At 57.1% G+C, this 16,086-nt stretch carries 14 protein-coding genes; 10 read left to right on the forward strand and 4 right to left on the reverse strand.

What is annotated here, in order from left to right; all coding sequences use genetic code 11:
• The first annotated feature begins 81 nt into the window (after positions 1 to 81).
• The 4 genes from tnpA to AS026_RS02980 are packed head-to-tail and all read left to right on the forward strand — an operon-like array spanning position 82 to position 3,088.
• Positions 82 to 552, forward strand: a complete 471-nt coding sequence (gene tnpA / locus AS026_RS02965; RefSeq protein WP_062368489.1) for an IS66-like element accessory protein TnpA — start codon at positions 82 to 84, stop codon at positions 550 to 552.
• Positions 549 to 905 (forward strand): IS66 family insertion sequence element accessory protein TnpB, encoded by a 357-nt coding sequence (tnpB, locus tag AS026_RS02970; RefSeq protein ID WP_028749713.1) that lies wholly within the window; start codon positions 549 to 551, stop codon positions 903 to 905. The genes tnpA and tnpB overlap by 4 nt, the downstream gene beginning before the upstream one ends.
• A 48-nt stretch (positions 906 to 953) precedes the next feature.
• Entirely contained in the window at positions 954 to 2,528 is a 1,575-nt protein-coding gene (gene tnpC / locus AS026_RS02975) for an IS66 family transposase (protein ID WP_028749712.1), read from the forward strand.
• A complete protein-coding gene (locus tag AS026_RS02980) occupies positions 2,525 to 3,088 on the forward strand; it encodes a UPF0149 family protein (protein ID WP_062368490.1) in 564 nt (187 codons plus the stop codon). Before tnpC ends, AS026_RS02980 begins: the two co-directional genes overlap by 4 nt.
• A gap of 65 nt (positions 3,089 to 3,153) precedes the next feature.
• Here AS026_RS02980 and AS026_RS02985 read toward each other — a convergent pair whose 3' ends face one another.
• The 3 genes from AS026_RS02985 to AS026_RS02995 form a co-directional block, all read right to left on the reverse strand.
• The gene (locus AS026_RS02985; RefSeq protein WP_062368617.1) at positions 3,154 to 3,540 is read right to left on the reverse strand and encodes a hypothetical protein; all 387 of its coding nucleotides are present in this window, start codon (positions 3,538 to 3,540) and stop codon (positions 3,154 to 3,156) included.
• 203 nt (positions 3,541 to 3,743) lie between these two features.
• Positions 3,744 to 3,926 carry a hypothetical protein gene (locus tag AS026_RS02990; protein ID WP_028748395.1) on the reverse strand — a complete coding sequence of 61 codons (183 nt, stop codon included), beginning with the start codon at positions 3,924 to 3,926 and terminating at the stop codon, positions 3,744 to 3,746.
• Between the two features lie 70 nt (positions 3,927 to 3,996).
• On the reverse strand, positions 3,997 to 5,931 hold the full coding sequence (locus AS026_RS02995; RefSeq protein ID WP_028748394.1) for a ParB/RepB/Spo0J family partition protein: 1,935 nt from the start codon (positions 5,929 to 5,931) through the stop codon (positions 3,997 to 3,999).
• Between the two features lie 602 nt (positions 5,932 to 6,533).
• Between AS026_RS02995 and AS026_RS03000 the strand changes: the two genes are divergently transcribed.
• The 3 genes from AS026_RS03000 to AS026_RS03010 all read left to right on the forward strand — a co-directional run bounded on the left by AS026_RS03000 (position 6,534) and on the right by AS026_RS03010 (position 8,503).
• On the forward strand, positions 6,534 to 6,740 hold the full coding sequence (locus tag AS026_RS03000) for a hypothetical protein (protein WP_028748393.1): 207 nt from the start codon (positions 6,534 to 6,536) through the stop codon (positions 6,738 to 6,740).
• A gap of 136 nt (positions 6,741 to 6,876) precedes the next feature.
• Positions 6,877 to 7,470, forward strand: a complete 594-nt coding sequence (locus AS026_RS03005; protein WP_028748392.1) for a DUF6088 family protein — start codon at positions 6,877 to 6,879, stop codon at positions 7,468 to 7,470.
• Positions 7,463 to 8,503, forward strand: a complete 1,041-nt coding sequence (locus AS026_RS03010) for a nucleotidyl transferase AbiEii/AbiGii toxin family protein (protein WP_028748391.1) — start codon at positions 7,463 to 7,465, stop codon at positions 8,501 to 8,503. The genes AS026_RS03005 and AS026_RS03010 overlap by 8 nt, the downstream gene beginning before the upstream one ends.
• A gap of 99 nt (positions 8,504 to 8,602) precedes the next feature.
• Here AS026_RS03010 and AS026_RS03015 read toward each other — a convergent pair whose 3' ends face one another.
• Complete coding sequence (locus AS026_RS03015) at positions 8,603 to 9,082, reverse strand: molybdopterin-dependent oxidoreductase (protein WP_028748390.1); 480 nt, start codon at positions 9,080 to 9,082, stop codon at positions 8,603 to 8,605.
• 339 nt (positions 9,083 to 9,421) lie between these two features.
• On the opposite strand from AS026_RS03015, the gene AS026_RS03020 reads away from it, so the two are divergent.
• From AS026_RS03020 to AS026_RS03030, 3 genes are all read left to right on the forward strand, one after another.
• On the forward strand, positions 9,422 to 10,102 hold the full coding sequence (locus AS026_RS03020; protein ID WP_028748389.1) for a hypothetical protein: 681 nt from the start codon (positions 9,422 to 9,424) through the stop codon (positions 10,100 to 10,102).
• 384 nt (positions 10,103 to 10,486) lie between these two features.
• Positions 10,487 to 14,728, forward strand: a complete 4,242-nt coding sequence (locus tag AS026_RS03025; RefSeq protein ID WP_028748387.1) for a LodA/GoxA family CTQ-dependent oxidase — start codon at positions 10,487 to 10,489, stop codon at positions 14,726 to 14,728.
• Complete coding sequence (locus AS026_RS03030; protein WP_028748386.1) at positions 14,725 to 15,786, forward strand: NAD(P)/FAD-dependent oxidoreductase; 1,062 nt, start codon at positions 14,725 to 14,727, stop codon at positions 15,784 to 15,786. The genes AS026_RS03025 and AS026_RS03030 overlap by 4 nt, the downstream gene beginning before the upstream one ends.
• The last annotated feature ends 300 nt before the right edge of the window (positions 15,787 to 16,086 follow it).

A 16,086-nucleotide genomic window follows, 5' to 3' on the forward strand; every position in this document is an offset into this window, starting at 1 on the left:
GTGAGCGCGACGAACAGCCCACCTTTTCTTTTGTGAATGAGGCCTCGAGATAAGCTCTATCATTGATAGGAGTGGACCGGGATGGTTGGAGATCGCGCTGATGCCATGCTTGAAGTCATGGATGAAGGCATGCATGAAGCCAGGCATGAGGGAAAGTATCGGCGGATCGAGGTGATCACCGGTCGGCGGCAGCGGCGGAATTGGACTGACGAGGAGAAGGCGCGGATTCTCGCGGAGAGCGCAGAACCTGAAGTGAACATTTCGGCTGTTGCGAGGCGCTGGGGCGTCAATCGCGGCTTGCTGAATGTGTGGCGACGGGAAGCCGGACTAACCTCTCAACGGTCGGCAAAGACTAGTTTGCCGCCTGCCGTGTTCGTGCCGGTGACAGTGGTTGGGGATGGCGCACGACACGAAGGCTCGCCATCGAATGCCCCAGAGGTTCTCGCTGGCCGAATTGAGATCGAGATTGCGGGCGCACGCATGACGGTCATCGGCTCGGTAGCGCCTGAACTGGCGCAGGCGATGGTAGCGGCGTTGCGAGGGCGCCGGTGATCGGAGTTTCGCCAAATGGCGTGAAGATCATGGTTGCGACGCAACCCGTCGACTTCCGGCGCGGCATGAATGGCCTGGTAGCTTTGGTGGCGTCAGCCCTTGCGGCCGATCCCTATTGTGGCGACGTGTTCGTGTTCCGCGCCAAGCGTCTTGATCGGCTTCGCTGCATTTATTGGGACGGATCAGGCATGATCCTAGCGACGAAGTGGTTGGAGGCGGGCAAGTTCGTTTGGCCTCCGATCCGCGATGGCGCTATGCAGATGAGTGCCCAGGAGTTCTCGCTTTTGCTGGCCGGCATTGACTGGACGCGCGTCAAACGAAACGCGGTGAGGAGGCCCTCAAAAGCAGGCTGATCCTATTGGTTTTGCTTGAAGATTCAGACCCGTGTGGTAGGGTCTGTCATGCCGCTTCGACCCGATCCCTTGCCCCAGGATGCTGCGCAATTGACCCGGATCATTCTCTCGCTCGACGAAGAGAATGCCGATCTCAAGGCGCGCGTTGCCTTCCTTGAGCGCCAGCTCTTCGGGACGAAATCGGAGAAGATGACGACGATCGATCCAACGCAGGCAATGCTCGATCTTGGCGATCTAGGCGACATTCCCGTTGCTGCCAATGACGATGTCGCGCCGGTCGATGAAGACAAAACGCAGGCACGGCGATCGCCAGCCCGCAATATCGGCCGTTTGCCGAAACACCTTCCGCGTTATGACGAGCTCATCGAGCCAGCGAGCAAGACTTGCCCCTGCTGTTCGTTCGAACTTCATTGCATCGGCACTGATGTCAGCGAGGCGCTCGACATCGTGCCTGCAGTAGTCCGGGTGAAACGGACGATCCGGCCACGCTATGCATGCCGGGCTTGCGAGAGTGGCATCGTGCAAGCACCCGCACCAGCACGCATCATGGACGGCGGCATGGTGACCACGGCGTTTGCAGCCCATGTCGCCGTTTCGAAGTTTGCCTGGCATTTGCCGCTGCATCGCCAGGCGCAGATGCTGGCCTCCTGCGGCGTCATCATTGATCGCGGTACGCTCGGGGCATGGGTCACGCGGGTCGCCTGGTGGCTCGAACTTCTCTACGATGCACTCACCGCCTTCATCCGCTCGCAGCCGAGGGTGTTCTGTGACGAGACGCCACTTCCGCGCCTCGATCCGGGGCGCAAACGAACCAAGGTCTGCCAGTTATGGGCACAAGCGGTTGACGATCGGCCATGGAACGGTCCGGCGCCGCCGGCGGTGGCCTACATTTTTGCCGAAAGCCGCAGCGCTCGCGAGATCGAGGGGCAACTGTCGTCGTTCGCCGGCGTGCTTCAGGTTGATGGATATCAAGCCTATAAAACCATGGTCAAACGACGCGGCAAGAGCAACGTTGCCCCCATGCGGCTGGCCTTCTGCCTCGCTCATGCACGGCGAAAGTTCGTTGACGTCGTCAAACTGACCGGCTCTTCGGAGGCCTTGTCGATCCTTGCCAGGATTGCCGAAATCTATCGCATCGAAGCAAAACTACGAGGGGAAGATGAAGATACCCGGCTTAGCGGCAGGCGTCGTGAGGCAGCTCCCATCATGAGAGAACTGAAGGTCCATCTCACCGAACTGAGCGACGAGGTGTCGTCGAAATCGGCACTTGGCAAGGCAGTCACTTACATGCTCAACCACTGGAGCGGATTGACAGCCTTTCTAGAGGATGGCCGGATCGAGGTGGACTCCAATGTCGTCGAGCGTTCCATGAAATCCGTGGCTTTGACGAGAAAGAACTCATTATTCGTGGGCAACGAGCGGGGTGGAAAGACCTTCGCTGTCCTGGCATCGCTCGTGAACACGGCAAAGCTTAACGGCGTGGACCCCGACGTCTGGCTTGCCGATGTGCTGGAGCGCATCATCTCCGGCAAAGTGAAAGCCAACGAGATGGAGAGCCTTTTGCCTTGGGCCTGGAAGGCGGAACGCGAAGCGATGACACAGCAGGAGCGACAAGCGGCATGACACAGAACAGCCAGGAGATGACGCCGCGACCGAAGCTCGATGACGACGCATTCGAAGCCTTTATCAGGAGACGTCGTCCGCCATCGCCTATCTGGTCAATGAGCAGACTCGATGGTTATCTTACGGCCCTCATCATCGGCCCCAGGTTCATCGACCCACGGCAATGGATCCCGGAACTGACCGGCCCGGATGCCCTAAACCTGCCGATGGAAACAACCGAACATCGGGCCGTGCAGACGATCGTTGCAGAGTATAATCGGATATCTGCAAGCCTTTCCGAGAGACCGAAAGACCACCGGCCAAGGTTCACCCAGATCGATGATCAGACCCTTGATCCATTTGATTGGGACATCTGCTTTCTCATTGGAACACGACACGCGCCAAGGCTTTGGCAGCCTGTCCTTCGAGGTCATGCCGTCACTGGGGATATCATTGCGCCGATCCGCAAGCTCGGCGAGGTAAAACGGAAAGCGACCCACCAGGATGCTGCTGCCGTCGCCGAAGCACTCGTCAATATCCGAACCTATTTTATGCCGAAGCGGGCAAAGCAGAAGTTCTGACCGAGAGCCAGAAAGCCAGAAACCTATTTAGTCAAATCACGAAAGCCGTGGGCCATTCGTTGCGCTCACATTTTTCCGATGTCGTCCCTGCTGCCGGCAAGCATCTGCGCCATCATCCGGCAAATGGGATAGGGTGTGAAGAATTGTCCACGCGCCTTGTTGTGCAATTCGAGCGCATGGAAGGTCGCCCCCAGGATATCCTGCGGCGTGTCCTCCAGCGCCATCGTGACTTCCCCCATGATCCGGGCGAACGTCTCCACTGTGGAGTGGTCATATTTGCGGATAATTTCGAGATATCGCGTTTCTCGCGTCTCGAATTGCACGAAATCGACGGCGTTGCTCATGGAGATGGCCGCGCATTCGCACCAATCGGAAAAGACCGAATAGAGGTCATGCTTGTAACGGCAGGTCTCGTAAAGCTTGACGATGGTTTTGAGGCGGGTGTTGTTCATGGAATGGCTCGACGCTGATTGATCCGCGAAGCCGGTTCCGGTCTTCCGAAAGCAGGCGTCACCTGCCGTCCGGGTCGCGGGAACGTGGGCGGAAGGGTGTTTGGGGAGAGAAGGGCCGAGCCTCCTGCCCTGTCCTTCAAGAATGGATGGAAAAGTCCAATGAGCGCCGCCGTGGATCGACGCCACGGCGGCCGCTCTGCGCGTTATCGGTCGCGCTCTTCCAATTCCGCGATAGGGGTTTCGGGCAGATCGAAAGCCTTGAGGGCGGCGTTCAGGGCGTCCTGCACATCGCTCCACTTCACGGCTTCATGACCGGCAAGGTAGGAACTGATGAGGTTGCAGCAGACTTCGGCGGCGAGGGTGGGATCGGAGGTTTGATCGCACATCGGATTTCTCGTCTGAGAGGGAGGAACCGGCCGCGCAGGAGAAGCGCGACCGGCTGGCGGCTGCGGCGGACTATTCCGCTGCCATCGGGAAGGATTGTGCCTCGGCCTCGGCTTCCGCGTTCGGATCGGCTGCGATCCGGACGGGCGCTGGGAGCCAGCCTGAACCCTTGATCCTCCGCTCCGCGATCAGGACAGCCTCGGCCTTCTTGGATGCAGCCGAAACCGCAAGGGCGGCGTCGGAACCTTGCGCCTCAAGAACGGCCTGTTCGATCCCGCGACGATTGATGTGGCTGAAATAGCTGTCGGCGGTCGTTTCAAACCAATCCGTCATGTCGACCTTGAGGGCGCGGCCAAGCTGGTTCGCCTGTTCGATGCCGTTCCGGCGGTCGCTGTATTTGACCTCCACCGCGTTGACGGCATGCGCGGCGGCATATGCCAGCAGCGACAGAAGCTCCTCGCGGCTTTGCGCAAGGCACCAGTCGAATAGATCAGCTGGATTGCCGGGGATTTTGTGCCCGTAGTTCTCCTGCAGGCTTTCGAAAGCAACCGAGGCTGCACAATCTGCCGGCTGCTTGATCCATTTGCCCATGCGCTCATGGGTGATCGACACCTGCAGGGCGCTTTGCTCTGACACAAGCCCGCCATAACTGATACGCAACAGCATCGCGTGGACGACGGCGGCCAAGGCCACATCGGGATTGTGCGCCAGTTCCACACGCAAAGCGGCGGTTTTCTTCGCGGTCAGAACCTCGATCAAGGCTTGGGGATGAGCGAATTTCGGGCCACTCTTGCCGGCCCCGATGTTTCCCCCGCCGGCGGCGTTGGTTTCACCGCTTCCCGTTCCGTCGTTGTTGGCGTCGTCTTCCGTTTCCTCGGCTTCGTCTTCTTCCCTGACGATGCCGATCGCGGCCTCCGCCTTTCCGGAGTGGTTGATGAAGACGATCACGCCGCTGCGCGCCATATCGTCAGGCCGATAGGCTTCCTGTTTCCCGGAAAGCTCGTCCAATCGCCTATCGATTTCAGCGACACGCTGGCCCGCGTCATCGCCGGCAACATCGTTGTCGATCAGTTCCGCCAGATCGTCCCGCTCGCTTGCGAGCGCATCATGGTCGGCCTGGTCCTCGGCGGAGAGCTCGACCTCTTGGGGGTAGATGCGCGGAATGTTGAAAATCCAGTCGGGGCGTGCGAATGCGGTTTCCACCCATTTCCAGCCCTGTTCGCGATAGGGCGCGGCGACCTTGTCCAGCCTTTCCGAAGCGAACTTGTCGAGCAATGCGACATCGAGCACGTAACCGCCGCCCTGCTCATCGAAGAGATCACGGCGCACGGCCCCGCCTGCCTGTTCATAGGCGTCCAGTCCACCGATCAGCTTTACGCGCCGGTCGGTGCTGGCAACCTCGCCGGTTACGAGATTGGATTTGATCCGGTTGGCGTGACGATCCCAACCCGGCAGATTGTCCCAAACCTGTTCCTGCCGCTCATGGTCATCGGAAACGGTGAAGGCGGAAAGCTGCTCGAAGGTCATCACGCCGTCGCGGTGAAGCTCAAGCAGCCTGGGCGATACCTTCGCCAGCGCCAGACGGCGGCGCACGATGATTTCGGTGACGCTGAAATGGGCGGCGATATCGGCTATGGATTTGCCCCCATCCGCCATGGTCGAGAAAGCCTCGAACTGGTCGACCGGATGCATGTCCTCGCGAAAGATGTTCTCCGACAGGCTGGTTTCCGTGGCGTTGGCACCATCGCGCACCTTGCATTCGACCGGATGGTTCTTGGCGATCTTGCCCTGCTCCACCAGCAGCAGCAGCGCCTTTCGCCGGCGTTCGCCAGCGGTCACGTAATAGCGGCCCCGTTTCTCGCCGGCTCTCACGACGAGGTTTTGCAGGACGCCTTCCGCGTCGATATTGGCGGCGAGTTCGGCAATCTTTGCCGGATCGTATGTCTTGCGCACGTTCCTTGGGTCGGCGTCCAGCTTGTTCAATTCAATGATGATGGTGGTCGTCATGGCTTCAATCTCCTGATTTCCCGTTGGATCGGGCCTTTAGAACCCGCTGTGGGCGAAGCCTTCTTCCTTTGATCCGAAGGACGTGCCCGCACGTCCTCGGGACGAAGGGAGGGGGCGTAAGCCCGCTCCCGGTAGGGAGAAGGCCCGGTCATGGGTCGGACGGGGGAAAAATCGGAAGGTTCGGCGCAAAGCGGTGAAAGCCTATTTTTCCCACGGCCGACAGCGCCCTCGGACGCGCTTGCCCATTGGCCTGATCTTCGCCCTATCGTAAGAGCGGCAATGTCACGGAGGAGAAGCGCGTCTGCCTCGAGGCGGATGCTCCTTGTGGAAGCGGGCGCGCCGGCGCCCTCCGGATCTCGTCCAAGCCTGCCTGGCGAGCTGCGCAATGTGATCGTGACCCGCATGGGCCGAAACCCGCTTCGGGGTTCGGTGGAGCAGTGCCTGGTCAGAGCGAAGCAGCGGCAAGGCTCGGCGCAATAGAGCACGTTCCCTTCGGGGATGCGCTCAAAAGACAAATCGAACACGTTCTCGGGCTCAGTCTTCAGACTGCATTGTTCGGCAAATCGGTATAAGCCATCCCCTCGAACAAATCAGGAGACGATATGGAAACCGTGGAGATCAGCAACCGTAGTGACTTCGCCCTATGGGCGATCGAGCGGGCTCGGGAAATCGTAACGTCCGAGGGAGCTGCTTTTGCCATGGCCGCCCGCGATATGAACGAGGAGGCGTTGGCGAACACTGCAGCCGCGCTCGGCAAGGCCATCAGTGATGCGATGTTGGAAGTGTTTGATGGCCTGATAGGTGAGTAGCGCTGGGTGGAGCGACAAGCGGGCTACTGACCAATATTTCGATATAAATTTTGGTCAGCGCACTTCGGCTCCCCGGCCTTCTCCTTCCGTTGCAAACTGTCAGAAACTCGCATATATTTCTGACAGGAGAAATGCCATGCAAAGGCTGACGTCACAAATCATGGGCCATGCTGAACGACTGCCGGAAGGATCCGCCCTTTCGGCAAAGAGCTTTTTGCATCTCGGAAATCGTGCCGCCCTGGACCAGGCTCTGTCGCGCCTGGCCGAGCGCGGCGAACTCGTCCGGGCCGGCCGTGGCATCTATATGCGGCCTGTCAAAAGCCGTTTTGGCAGCCGGCCGCCGACAGTTGAACAAGCGGTGGAGGCGGTGGCGCAGCAACGCGGCGAGGTGATCGTCGCAAACGGCGCCGCCGCGGCGAATGCGCTGGGCCTGACCACCCAGGTTCCGGTCCGCTCTGTCTACCTGACATCCGGCCGCAGCCGGACGATGAACCTTGGGCAGCAGACGGTCGAGCTCAGGCATGTGCCTCGCTGGCAACTGGCCTTGGCCGATCGGCCTGCCGGCGTGGCGGTCCGTGCGCTCGCCTGGCTTGGGCCGGAGAAGGCCGATGAAGCACTGTCGCGGATCAAGCGAAAGCTGCCGCCGGACGCGTTCGGCGAGCTGGTGGCGGCGGCTCCGCAGTTCCCGACCTGGCTTGCAAGAAGCGTGGGAAAGGCTGCGCATGGCTGATCTGTTCCTGACCTTGTCAAAGGATGACCGGCACGAAGCCTTGGCTGTGGTAGCCGACCGCACCGGACGGCCCATTCATCTGCTCGAAAAGGATGTCTGGGTCGTCTGGACGCTGCAGACCCTCTTTTCGTCCAAGCTCGGCGAGCATCTCGTCTTCAAGGGCGGCACCTCGCTTTCGAAAGCCTATGGGGTCATCAAGCGGTTTTCCGAGGATGTCGACCTGACCTACGATATCCGCGCCCTGGCGCCGGATCTGATCGGCGACAATGACGAAGCACTGCCGAAAACCCGCAGCGAGGAGAAACGCTGGACCAGCGAGGTGCGAAAGCGGCTTCCGATTTGGGTGGCGGCCTCGGTGGAGCCGGTCATCGCCGGTGCGCTGCGCGATCAATCTCTTCCGGCGGCAGTCCGCCTCGAGGACGATACGCTCTACCTGGACTATGAAGCGGTGAGCAGCGGATCCGGCTATGTCGCCCCGAGCGTCATGCTCGAATTCGGCGCACGGTCAACCGGCGAGCCCGCCAGTATCCGCGATGTGCGCTGCGACGCCTCGGGTCGGGTCGATGGTGTCGAATTTCCGAAAGCGAGCCCGCGCGTCATGCACGCGGAGCGGACGTTCTGGGAGAAGGCGACGGCAATCCATGTCTTCTGCCTGCAGGAGCGCCTTCGCGGAGATCGTTTTGCCCGCCACTGGCATGACGTCGTCCGGCTGGACGATGCCGGTTTCGCCGACAAAGCATTTGCGGACCGGCAGCTTGCCAATGCCGTGGCGAAACACAAATCCATGTTCTTTGCGGAAAAGGCGACCGACCGCTCGCCCATTGAATACGCCGCAGCCGTCAACGGCAATCTGGTTCTGACACCCTCCGGAGAAGGTCTACGCGCGCTCGGTGAGGATTACGCACGCATGGTGGACGACGGTCTGCTGCTCGGCGATTCCGAGCCGTTCGAGCACCTGATCGAGCGATGCACGCAAATTCAGGCGCGCGCCAACAAAGCCGACATGTCGGGATCGAATAACACAGGCGAATAGTTTTAATCGCCTTGACGCGAATCGAGCCACCGGCGCCTCGATTCAATCGAGGCGTACCATTGATTTCTATCGCTTCCTGCGAACGGACGCCAGAATTCGCTACGGACGGGCCCTCTGAATCGTAAGCCTCACAAGGTTTTTAACCCACCTCGACCGACGAGTTTCATCTGGGGAGATAATCTGAAGTGGTCCGTCAGTAACTGCAAGTGGTTTCCCATTGAGCTTGTCAGCAACGATGAATTTTCCAGCATCAAATTCAGGCAACGAAAAAACCGCACCAAACCCGTCCGCGCCGAGAGCGACTAAATATTTGTCGATATCCTTTCCTTTGAGATCTCCTTTTATGGGAATCTTTGCAAAGGTTAAAATTTTAGAGAGCTCAACGCCTGAGTATTTGAAGAGCGTACCGTCCTGACCCTTCACCACTAACTCAATATGGGGAAAGCTTTCGAATTGCTCACTGGATATCTTGACAGGCGGCTTAACCTCACCGTCAAGTATAATCTGGCCAGCGCTGGCGGAGCTCGCGATTAAAAATAGGGCAGCAGAAACGCCAATTTGTAGTTTATTAGCACTCATCCGGAGCTCTCCATTACTTCTCTGAAGTTCATCGATATGTTATCTTCACTTATCGACACCTATATGCAACGTTGATACTGTTGCGACATTTTACAAGTTTTTATATTCTCCGACGACATAATACTTACCGTCGCAAAATATATTTACAAAATACGAACGCCGTCTTTCTTGATTTTACAACAGCGTTCAACCAACCAAAGATAGCGGGCGACCCAAATCTGAGCCGTGACTGTATCAATACTCCAAAAACTCGAAAATTCAAAGAGAACGCGAACAATTCCGCGTGACATACAAGCCAAACGTGTTAGCCTCACGAGATAAAAGGGGAGAGAACGAGCGATGGAAGAACCAAGGTTTCCCGCGTATGGCGAATTTGCTCTCATATATGAGAGGTCGGTCGATCCCCAAGGACTGGCGCCAGCAGCATGGCGCCCGACGTTGCCACTTTCGGAGCGTGAGAGCACTTGGTTGCAGTGGCGGTCGGAAACCATCAGCATAATAAATCGAACACTTTGGCCGAGCTGGGATACGGCAAGCAACAACTGGCATGCCGCCGATGAGAGCCAGATGCTCGGCTTGACATTGGCAGACTTCGACCTATTCGAACGTCTCGAGGCAACGAAAATCCTAGACACGTTTCCACAGACCTCGACGTCAGCCGCCTCCATTCCAAGCCACCGCCAATACTTTACCGACGAAGACACCGCCAAACTCGGCGAGCGTTACTTCTTTTATGACCACACCCTTCCTGCCACACAGCTCGATAAGCTTCCCAGTGATCTGCGCGCAGGTTTAAAAGACAAAGCGGGCAGCGTCAGCATTCAGTTCAAACAAATCATCCAGAGGCCGCGCGCCTATCAGGTTGCAAAATTGCTCGGCCGGCCTCACACGTTCGAACTGGCAATCACCTCCATGACATCATCGATGACGAGCGGCCACTGCTTTCAAGGCTGTTTCATAGCGGCGAGCATATATGAGGCGTGGCTCACGCGGGGATACATTCGGACCGCGCGCAAATAAATGCCCTCCAACAATTCGGCGTCGATATTGGAGATCGGAGAGTTTTCGCCGGGGTTCACTATCCATCCGACAATTTGTCGTCATGGATTCTCGCTCTTCGGCTCGGGCGCGAAGTGTTTCCTGATCCGAAGGTTTGGCAATTTCTTGCTGAAGCGATCCAAGAGCGGAGCGCAATTTACCGGATACTCGTCTCGTCAGGCAATGCGTCCTATCTCGCTGCCCTGGCGGAAATTGATGGACTCGCCGAACAAGCCTCTAGGGCTGCTTAGTAACGGCGCGATTTTGGCAACGCCGCAGTCGGGCTGAACCGGATCGAATCCGAGCTACACATGACTTGTGGCAACGAAAAATTTGACGCGAACGGCTTAACTGCGGGAGGGCGCAATGGGGAATTTGGACCTGGCAAAAGTTGCATACTGCAAGATCTATCCTCCGATCGGGATTGCCCGCGTCGGCGACAGCACTGCGGACGACGGTTACTTCTTTGCTGCTGAGGGCCCAGATGGGTTCATTGAGGGACCGGAAGGCTCTGTTCCGCATGATGAATTCCGGTATCGTGATAAGACCGGCAAGGTCAAAAGACAGGCAGCTCGGTTCCGTCTCTATGCGTTCGATAACCACGATCTCTGTCTTGGCGAGATTACCCATGCCCACGGGGACATCGAATGGAGCGCCGAACTTGCAAACAAGAAAGCGGCTTGGTTTGGCTTCTTTGGTGCAGAGGGCGCCCGCTCTGCTTTCCGGGCGGAAGAGCCGCCCCGCGCAGCCGATGGCAATCCCCTTGCTTGGCGAAATGAGCGCTTCGGCACCCTGAAGCGTGAGGCTGGCGGTCCACACGGGCACCGGTTTGTGGCTGACGAAAAACGCGCATCAGCGCTCGAGATTACGGGGGCGGTCCGGTCCGTGAGCGGTCCGAACAAAAAGCATTCGCCCGAAGAGGCATCGAGCGAACATTTGGATTTCGTCGGCTCATTCCATCATGCCACAAGTGTATATCTTGGTGAGCTCGCAACGGACGCGGCGGGAAGACTTGTTGTCCTCGGCGGCCGCGGGATATCCTCGCCCGTCGACGATGAAGGCAATGTACTTGAAACGCCAGAGGACAAATGGATTGTACATTATGCCAACAACGATAGTTGGTTTGACGACACGAGTGATGGGCCTGTTACGGCCAAGGTCAATCTTAGAGCGACTGAGGGAAACCCCGCGCGAGATATCGAAGTGCGGGGTGGTGCTTGGATTATCGTCGCCCCGCCAGATTTCGCGCCCGATGTGACGAACTTGGTCACCCTCTACGACGTCATGGAGGAAGTGGCACTCCACGCCCCCTCGCTTGTCAACCCAACAACACCCGAGCCCCACGATCCTCAAAGTCCGGACCTCGAAAGAGACATCTGGCCGATCATTGCAAGGTCTGCAGGTTATCGATGGGTGAGTCAAACAGGTCTCCGCGGTCACGGACAGGGGAAGCCGGGTGATGGTTTAAGCATGCAACCAGAGACAGTCGAGGGCTTCCGTGAAAGCTTGAAAAAGGGTGGCACCCAGATCCGTGATAAAATCGTCAAGATGATTAGGCCGCCCAACTATCCCGGCCCCGACGGTCGACGACCCGTCGACGTAGACCCGGAGGCCGCTAAGGCATATGCGAATGCCAGCTATATGCCGCCTCTCAGTGGCGATGAAGGGGATTGCGAGACTGGTGCCATCGATAACTGGCTCACCGTAACATATGCGCAGTACTGCCGCCTCAAAGCATGGAACAATCACACTGATCCTTTCCTGTACCCAGCCCAGGGCGCGATTGACCCTTATCTGGAAGACGGATCGCTCCATCCTGCGTTACTTACCCGAAGGGTTTTGGAGCGCTGTGCTGGAGGGGCTTTCTACCCCGGAATTGAAGCAACGGCCATTGTCCGAGACCCCGCGCTCTATAGCGAGGCTTTCCGGTTCGAGCACGATCACCTAGAGGCTGGAGACATCACCAAGTACATGGCCTGTCCGTGGCAGGCAGACTTCTATGAGTGTCGGGGATGGTGGTGGCCCGCCCAGCGACCGGATGACGTCGTGCTGGAAGATGAATTCAAGGAGATTTTTGCAGAATTCACTGCGGAAACAACGGGATCGCTCGCTGGCACACTCGAGCGCGCTTTAATGATGAGGGCGCCATGGGACAGATCTGTGGGCGAGGCCTCACCTCGACCAAGTGGCAAGTTTAGAGTTGACCGATTGTTTGCGCTGTCTTCGGATCAGCGCGATCACGAAGGAGCTGAGAGCTTTGTCACAAGGACCGCGGGTTCTTGGGCAAGAATGATCATCCGGCAGGCAAGGCCATCAGGAAACCCATGGAGGCAACAGTTCCTTCTCCAAGAATTTTTGGACACATATTCGGGTCGATACCTCCATCTTCGGGCTGCTAAACCCGATGAAGTGTTGTCGATGGTGAAAATTCGTGAGTCCTGGCCCGAACTCGTTAAAAAATACCAAATTTCTACCTTTGACGATTTGCATCAAATCTGGAGGGACGCCATCCGGGACGAAGAAGCCGCAACTTCATTAGACGAGGTCTCCGCAGCTTACATAAAGGCCGCTCTTCACTTTCTCGCCGAGCAGGTTTCAAAGGTTCTTTCCGGTCATCCCTCGTATCCCGGACCGAGTGACAAGGCAAAGCCGGGTTCGGCAGCGAAGGTTTACGACGCTCTGACGGATTTCACCGAGGAAACAGTTGATCGAATAAACCAAGCTCACACGGCAGATGTCCGGATCGATACGCCGATTTTTGGCCGTTTCAGGGCGGTTGAGCTTCGCGATGCCATGATGGATCTTGGATACGTCGCGAATATCGGTCGCAACGGCGACAACGGCATGGTTCAAGATTGGAGAAGGCTTGGCTTTGTCGTGCAGCGAACCGTTAAGGTCGACGACGAGAAATCAATAACGGTGCAGGTCGAGACAGAGCGCAGAAAATACGATGGAGCCAATCCGCGCGATCAGTTTTACGCACTCATGAACATCCAAGACTTTCCTGACTTTCCGGAGGAAACGATCAGGATAGTTGAGCGCGGCCTGAGCTATGCACAGTCAGTAATCGACTCGATCACGATTGATGACGAGGATCATCCCGAGAGCGCTATCGCTTACAGCCAGACAGCTTTCCGCGCAAAGCTCGATGAGATTTATGAGATCCTACGCGCACGAGCACAGAATTTCGAGCTCTTTTACGAGCTTTGCTCAATTAATAGCGAGGATGTGAGGAGACGGATCCTCGATCGGGCGCCGTTCAATCAGACCGATGGCGCCTGGTTACGCCATATCGCCGAAGCTGGTCCGGGTGATGAGGTTCGAAGTCTATTGTTTGAAGTATGGAGTGACGAGATCGGGAACGGTGATCCCGCGCTGCATCATGGCAATCTGTACACTGCACTTCTTGATAGCCTTGGAATGCGCCTGCCTGGCGTTACGACCCTCGCTTACGCGAACAACCCGAATATTCCTGCCGAAGCTTACATCAATCCTGTCTTCCAACTCGCGATCTCGCTCAACTCCGATCGGTACTATCCCGAACTTCTCGGAATGACGCTCTTTCTGGAGTGGGAGGTTCTGAGTCTCCAAACTGGGGTTATGAGGAACGATTATCTTGGGATCGACACCCAGTTTTGGGAAATGCATATCGGCATTGACAATGCCACGAATGGTCACGGAGCGAAGGCGCGTGACGCCATTATCATGTACCTGGACAAAATCCGGAAAGACGGCGGAGACGACTCGGTGCAGGAGCATTGGGATCGGATTTGGCGAGGTTTTGTCGCGTTCAATGTCGTCGGTGGCAGCGACTATGGAGACGACACCAGTATCGCAAGGAGACGGCCGGGTAACGCCGCGTCAACGATCGCCGAGGTTATGCAGCGTAAGCGACACTACGGATCGCAAAACCACCTCGGTGGGCGCATTGGACCGCATCGAATTAACGATCTGTTCGACGACCCAGATCTTTTCCAGGCGGTGCTCGCCAATTCTCGCTGGGTTGTTCCGGGTGATCCCGAACGAAGTCAACTGATCAATTACCTCACGACATTCGAAGGTCCAATGTACAAGATTTTCGATGCGAATGACCTTACATCATGGCAGGATTGGATTAGGTGGCTTGGGCGGGAGGGCGATACTGCCGTGATCAAGCGCTACTTTGACAAGGGGCAAGCGATGGAAAAGCTCCTGTATGAGCTACGTGCAGTCGCTCAAGGGGCAACGTCACACCGTCGTTACAAGCTTTCATCTGGCGCTGGGAGGGAGAAGAAATCTGTTGCGGACCTCTTCGCCGATGGGGATGTCATCGAGCTGATGCGCGCCCTTAAAGATCCTGACAATGGATGGATTGTCCCCGGACACGCTGAAGAAAGTCCGCTCTTGGTGGATGTGGCAAGAAGCGGTCGACCTATGGGCGATGCATTGGACGAGCGATTCTCATTAATCAACAACAGAATTGGCCGGCAAATAGTCATTGAATGGGTTCGAGCGGGCTGTCCGATACCAGGCGAGCCGCTGCCTGGTGAGAAGCAGGTAGCAGAACCGCCGAAATCCCTCGGCCCCAAACTTCTCTTGCATACTCACGGGATCGGAGAAGTGCATTGATTCTGAATGCCGATGTGGTCGTGGCAGGTGGAGGGCACGCTGGCTGCGCCGCCGCGATAACGCTGTCGGGATCAGGCAAAACGGTGGTTCTTCTTCGTCGAGCGTTCACCGACAAGGGACTACCTGAGACGCTATCACCAGCAGCAGTTCCAATCCTGGTTCAGCTGGGGCTCAACCGCGAACAGATTGATTGCGCGTTCCCGCGTCTCAATGCACGCTTGTCGCAGTGGGGTCGTGGATCCTTTCAGTCCATCGATATGTTACCGAACTCGCACGCTCCCTTGCTTTTGGGGAAATCCGAGTTGGACGCCCAGCTGATTAGTGCGGTGCGCCGTTCGAGCTGCCAGATTGTTGAAATCGAGCGAATTGAGGCAGCTCTGATCTCCGATGATGGGATTTTGGTGCGAAGCCGCACCGCCAATGGTGCTATATGTTTGGTGCGAGCCCAAGCAGCAATTGAAGCGACGGGACGATCGTCTTCACTCGCGCGCCAATTCGGGGTGCGGAGGAAGATTCACGATTCTTTAGTATCGTTCTGGATCTCGGGCGAGACGTGGGGCGCCCTCAGTCACGCTACTCTGACCGCAACTGTTGGCGACGGGTGGATCTTTTTTGCTCCCAATGATCCTGGGCGCGGTTCCATCGGTTATTTTACAGCAGGTTCACGACTACGGAAAAAACCTTCGGCGGCTTCGATCGCGAAAAGAGCTTTAAGCATTCCAGACTTGGCCGCCTGCATCGAGTTCAAAGGTTGGTGCGGGTCTGCAGTAACCACTTGTAATTCAACGATGAGCGCTCTCAATCAGCCATATGGCGATGGTTGGATAGCATGTGGGGATGCATTGCAAACACTGGATCCGTTGGCATCGAGTGGCAATTTCCTGGCTCTTAGACAAGGTCTTGACGCAGCGAATGTACTGTCGTCCATCGATAGACACGAGCGAATGGATCGGTTGAGAAAATACTGCGGTGACGCGCGGGAAGATTTCGAAACGGTGCTGAGCCGGAGAAGTCGCTTCTATGGAACCTCGGAACAACTCCGAACTGCCACGATGTAATGAACCTTTACGACTTGAAAAGTGATGTCAGCAATGCCACGCCGGTCCAAACAGCGACCATTGATGGTGGGCGACTGCCGGGTCTCGTAGTTACGTTCTGGGCGCGAGGCTTGAAGCGCGAAATGGACTTCCAACACAGTTAGAAGTTCCACTTCCAGCAGAAGTTTGGAGTAGCGCACTCCAAATATCTCTTGGCGGCCCTTGAGCGCCGTCATATTAATCGGCCGAACAATTGGAGTGCTTAAGTGTCGCAGACGTTCAAATATCCTTGCGTGACGGTCGAACAATCGACCGGCGGAA

The sequence above is a fragment of the Rhizobium altiplani genome (assembly GCF_001542405.1).
Taxonomy (GTDB): Bacteria; Pseudomonadota; Alphaproteobacteria; order Rhizobiales; family Rhizobiaceae; genus Rhizobium; species Rhizobium altiplani.

Excerpts from the sequence above, each read along its gene's own strand:
- AS026_RS03015 (WP_028748390.1), bottom strand. The coding sequence starts at position 9,082 with ATGAGTGCTAATAAACTACAAATTGGCGTTTCTGCTGCCCTATTTTTA.
- AS026_RS02995 (WP_028748394.1), bottom strand. The coding sequence starts at position 5,931 with ATGACGACCACCATCATCATTGAATTGAACAAGCTGGACGCCGACCCA.
- tnpC (WP_028749712.1), top strand. The coding sequence starts at position 954 with ATGCCGCTTCGACCCGATCCCTTGCCCCAGGATGCTGCGCAATTGACC.
- AS026_RS03010 (WP_028748391.1), top strand. The coding sequence starts at position 7,463 with ATGGCTGATCTGTTCCTGACCTTGTCAAAGGATGACCGGCACGAAGCC.
- tnpA (WP_062368489.1), top strand. The coding sequence starts at position 82 with ATGGTTGGAGATCGCGCTGATGCCATGCTTGAAGTCATGGATGAAGGC.
- AS026_RS03025 (WP_028748387.1), top strand. The coding sequence starts at position 10,487 with ATGGGGAATTTGGACCTGGCAAAAGTTGCATACTGCAAGATCTATCCT.
- AS026_RS03005 (WP_028748392.1), top strand. The coding sequence starts at position 6,877 with ATGCAAAGGCTGACGTCACAAATCATGGGCCATGCTGAACGACTGCCG.
- AS026_RS02985 (WP_062368617.1), bottom strand. The coding sequence starts at position 3,540 with ATGAACAACACCCGCCTCAAAACCATCGTCAAGCTTTACGAGACCTGC.
- AS026_RS03020 (WP_028748389.1), top strand. The coding sequence starts at position 9,422 with ATGGAAGAACCAAGGTTTCCCGCGTATGGCGAATTTGCTCTCATATAT.
- AS026_RS02980 (WP_062368490.1), top strand. The coding sequence starts at position 2,525 with ATGACACAGAACAGCCAGGAGATGACGCCGCGACCGAAGCTCGATGAC.
- AS026_RS02990 (WP_028748395.1), bottom strand. The coding sequence starts at position 3,926 with ATGTGCGATCAAACCTCCGATCCCACCCTCGCCGCCGAAGTCTGCTGC.
- AS026_RS03000 (WP_028748393.1), top strand. The coding sequence starts at position 6,534 with ATGGAAACCGTGGAGATCAGCAACCGTAGTGACTTCGCCCTATGGGCG.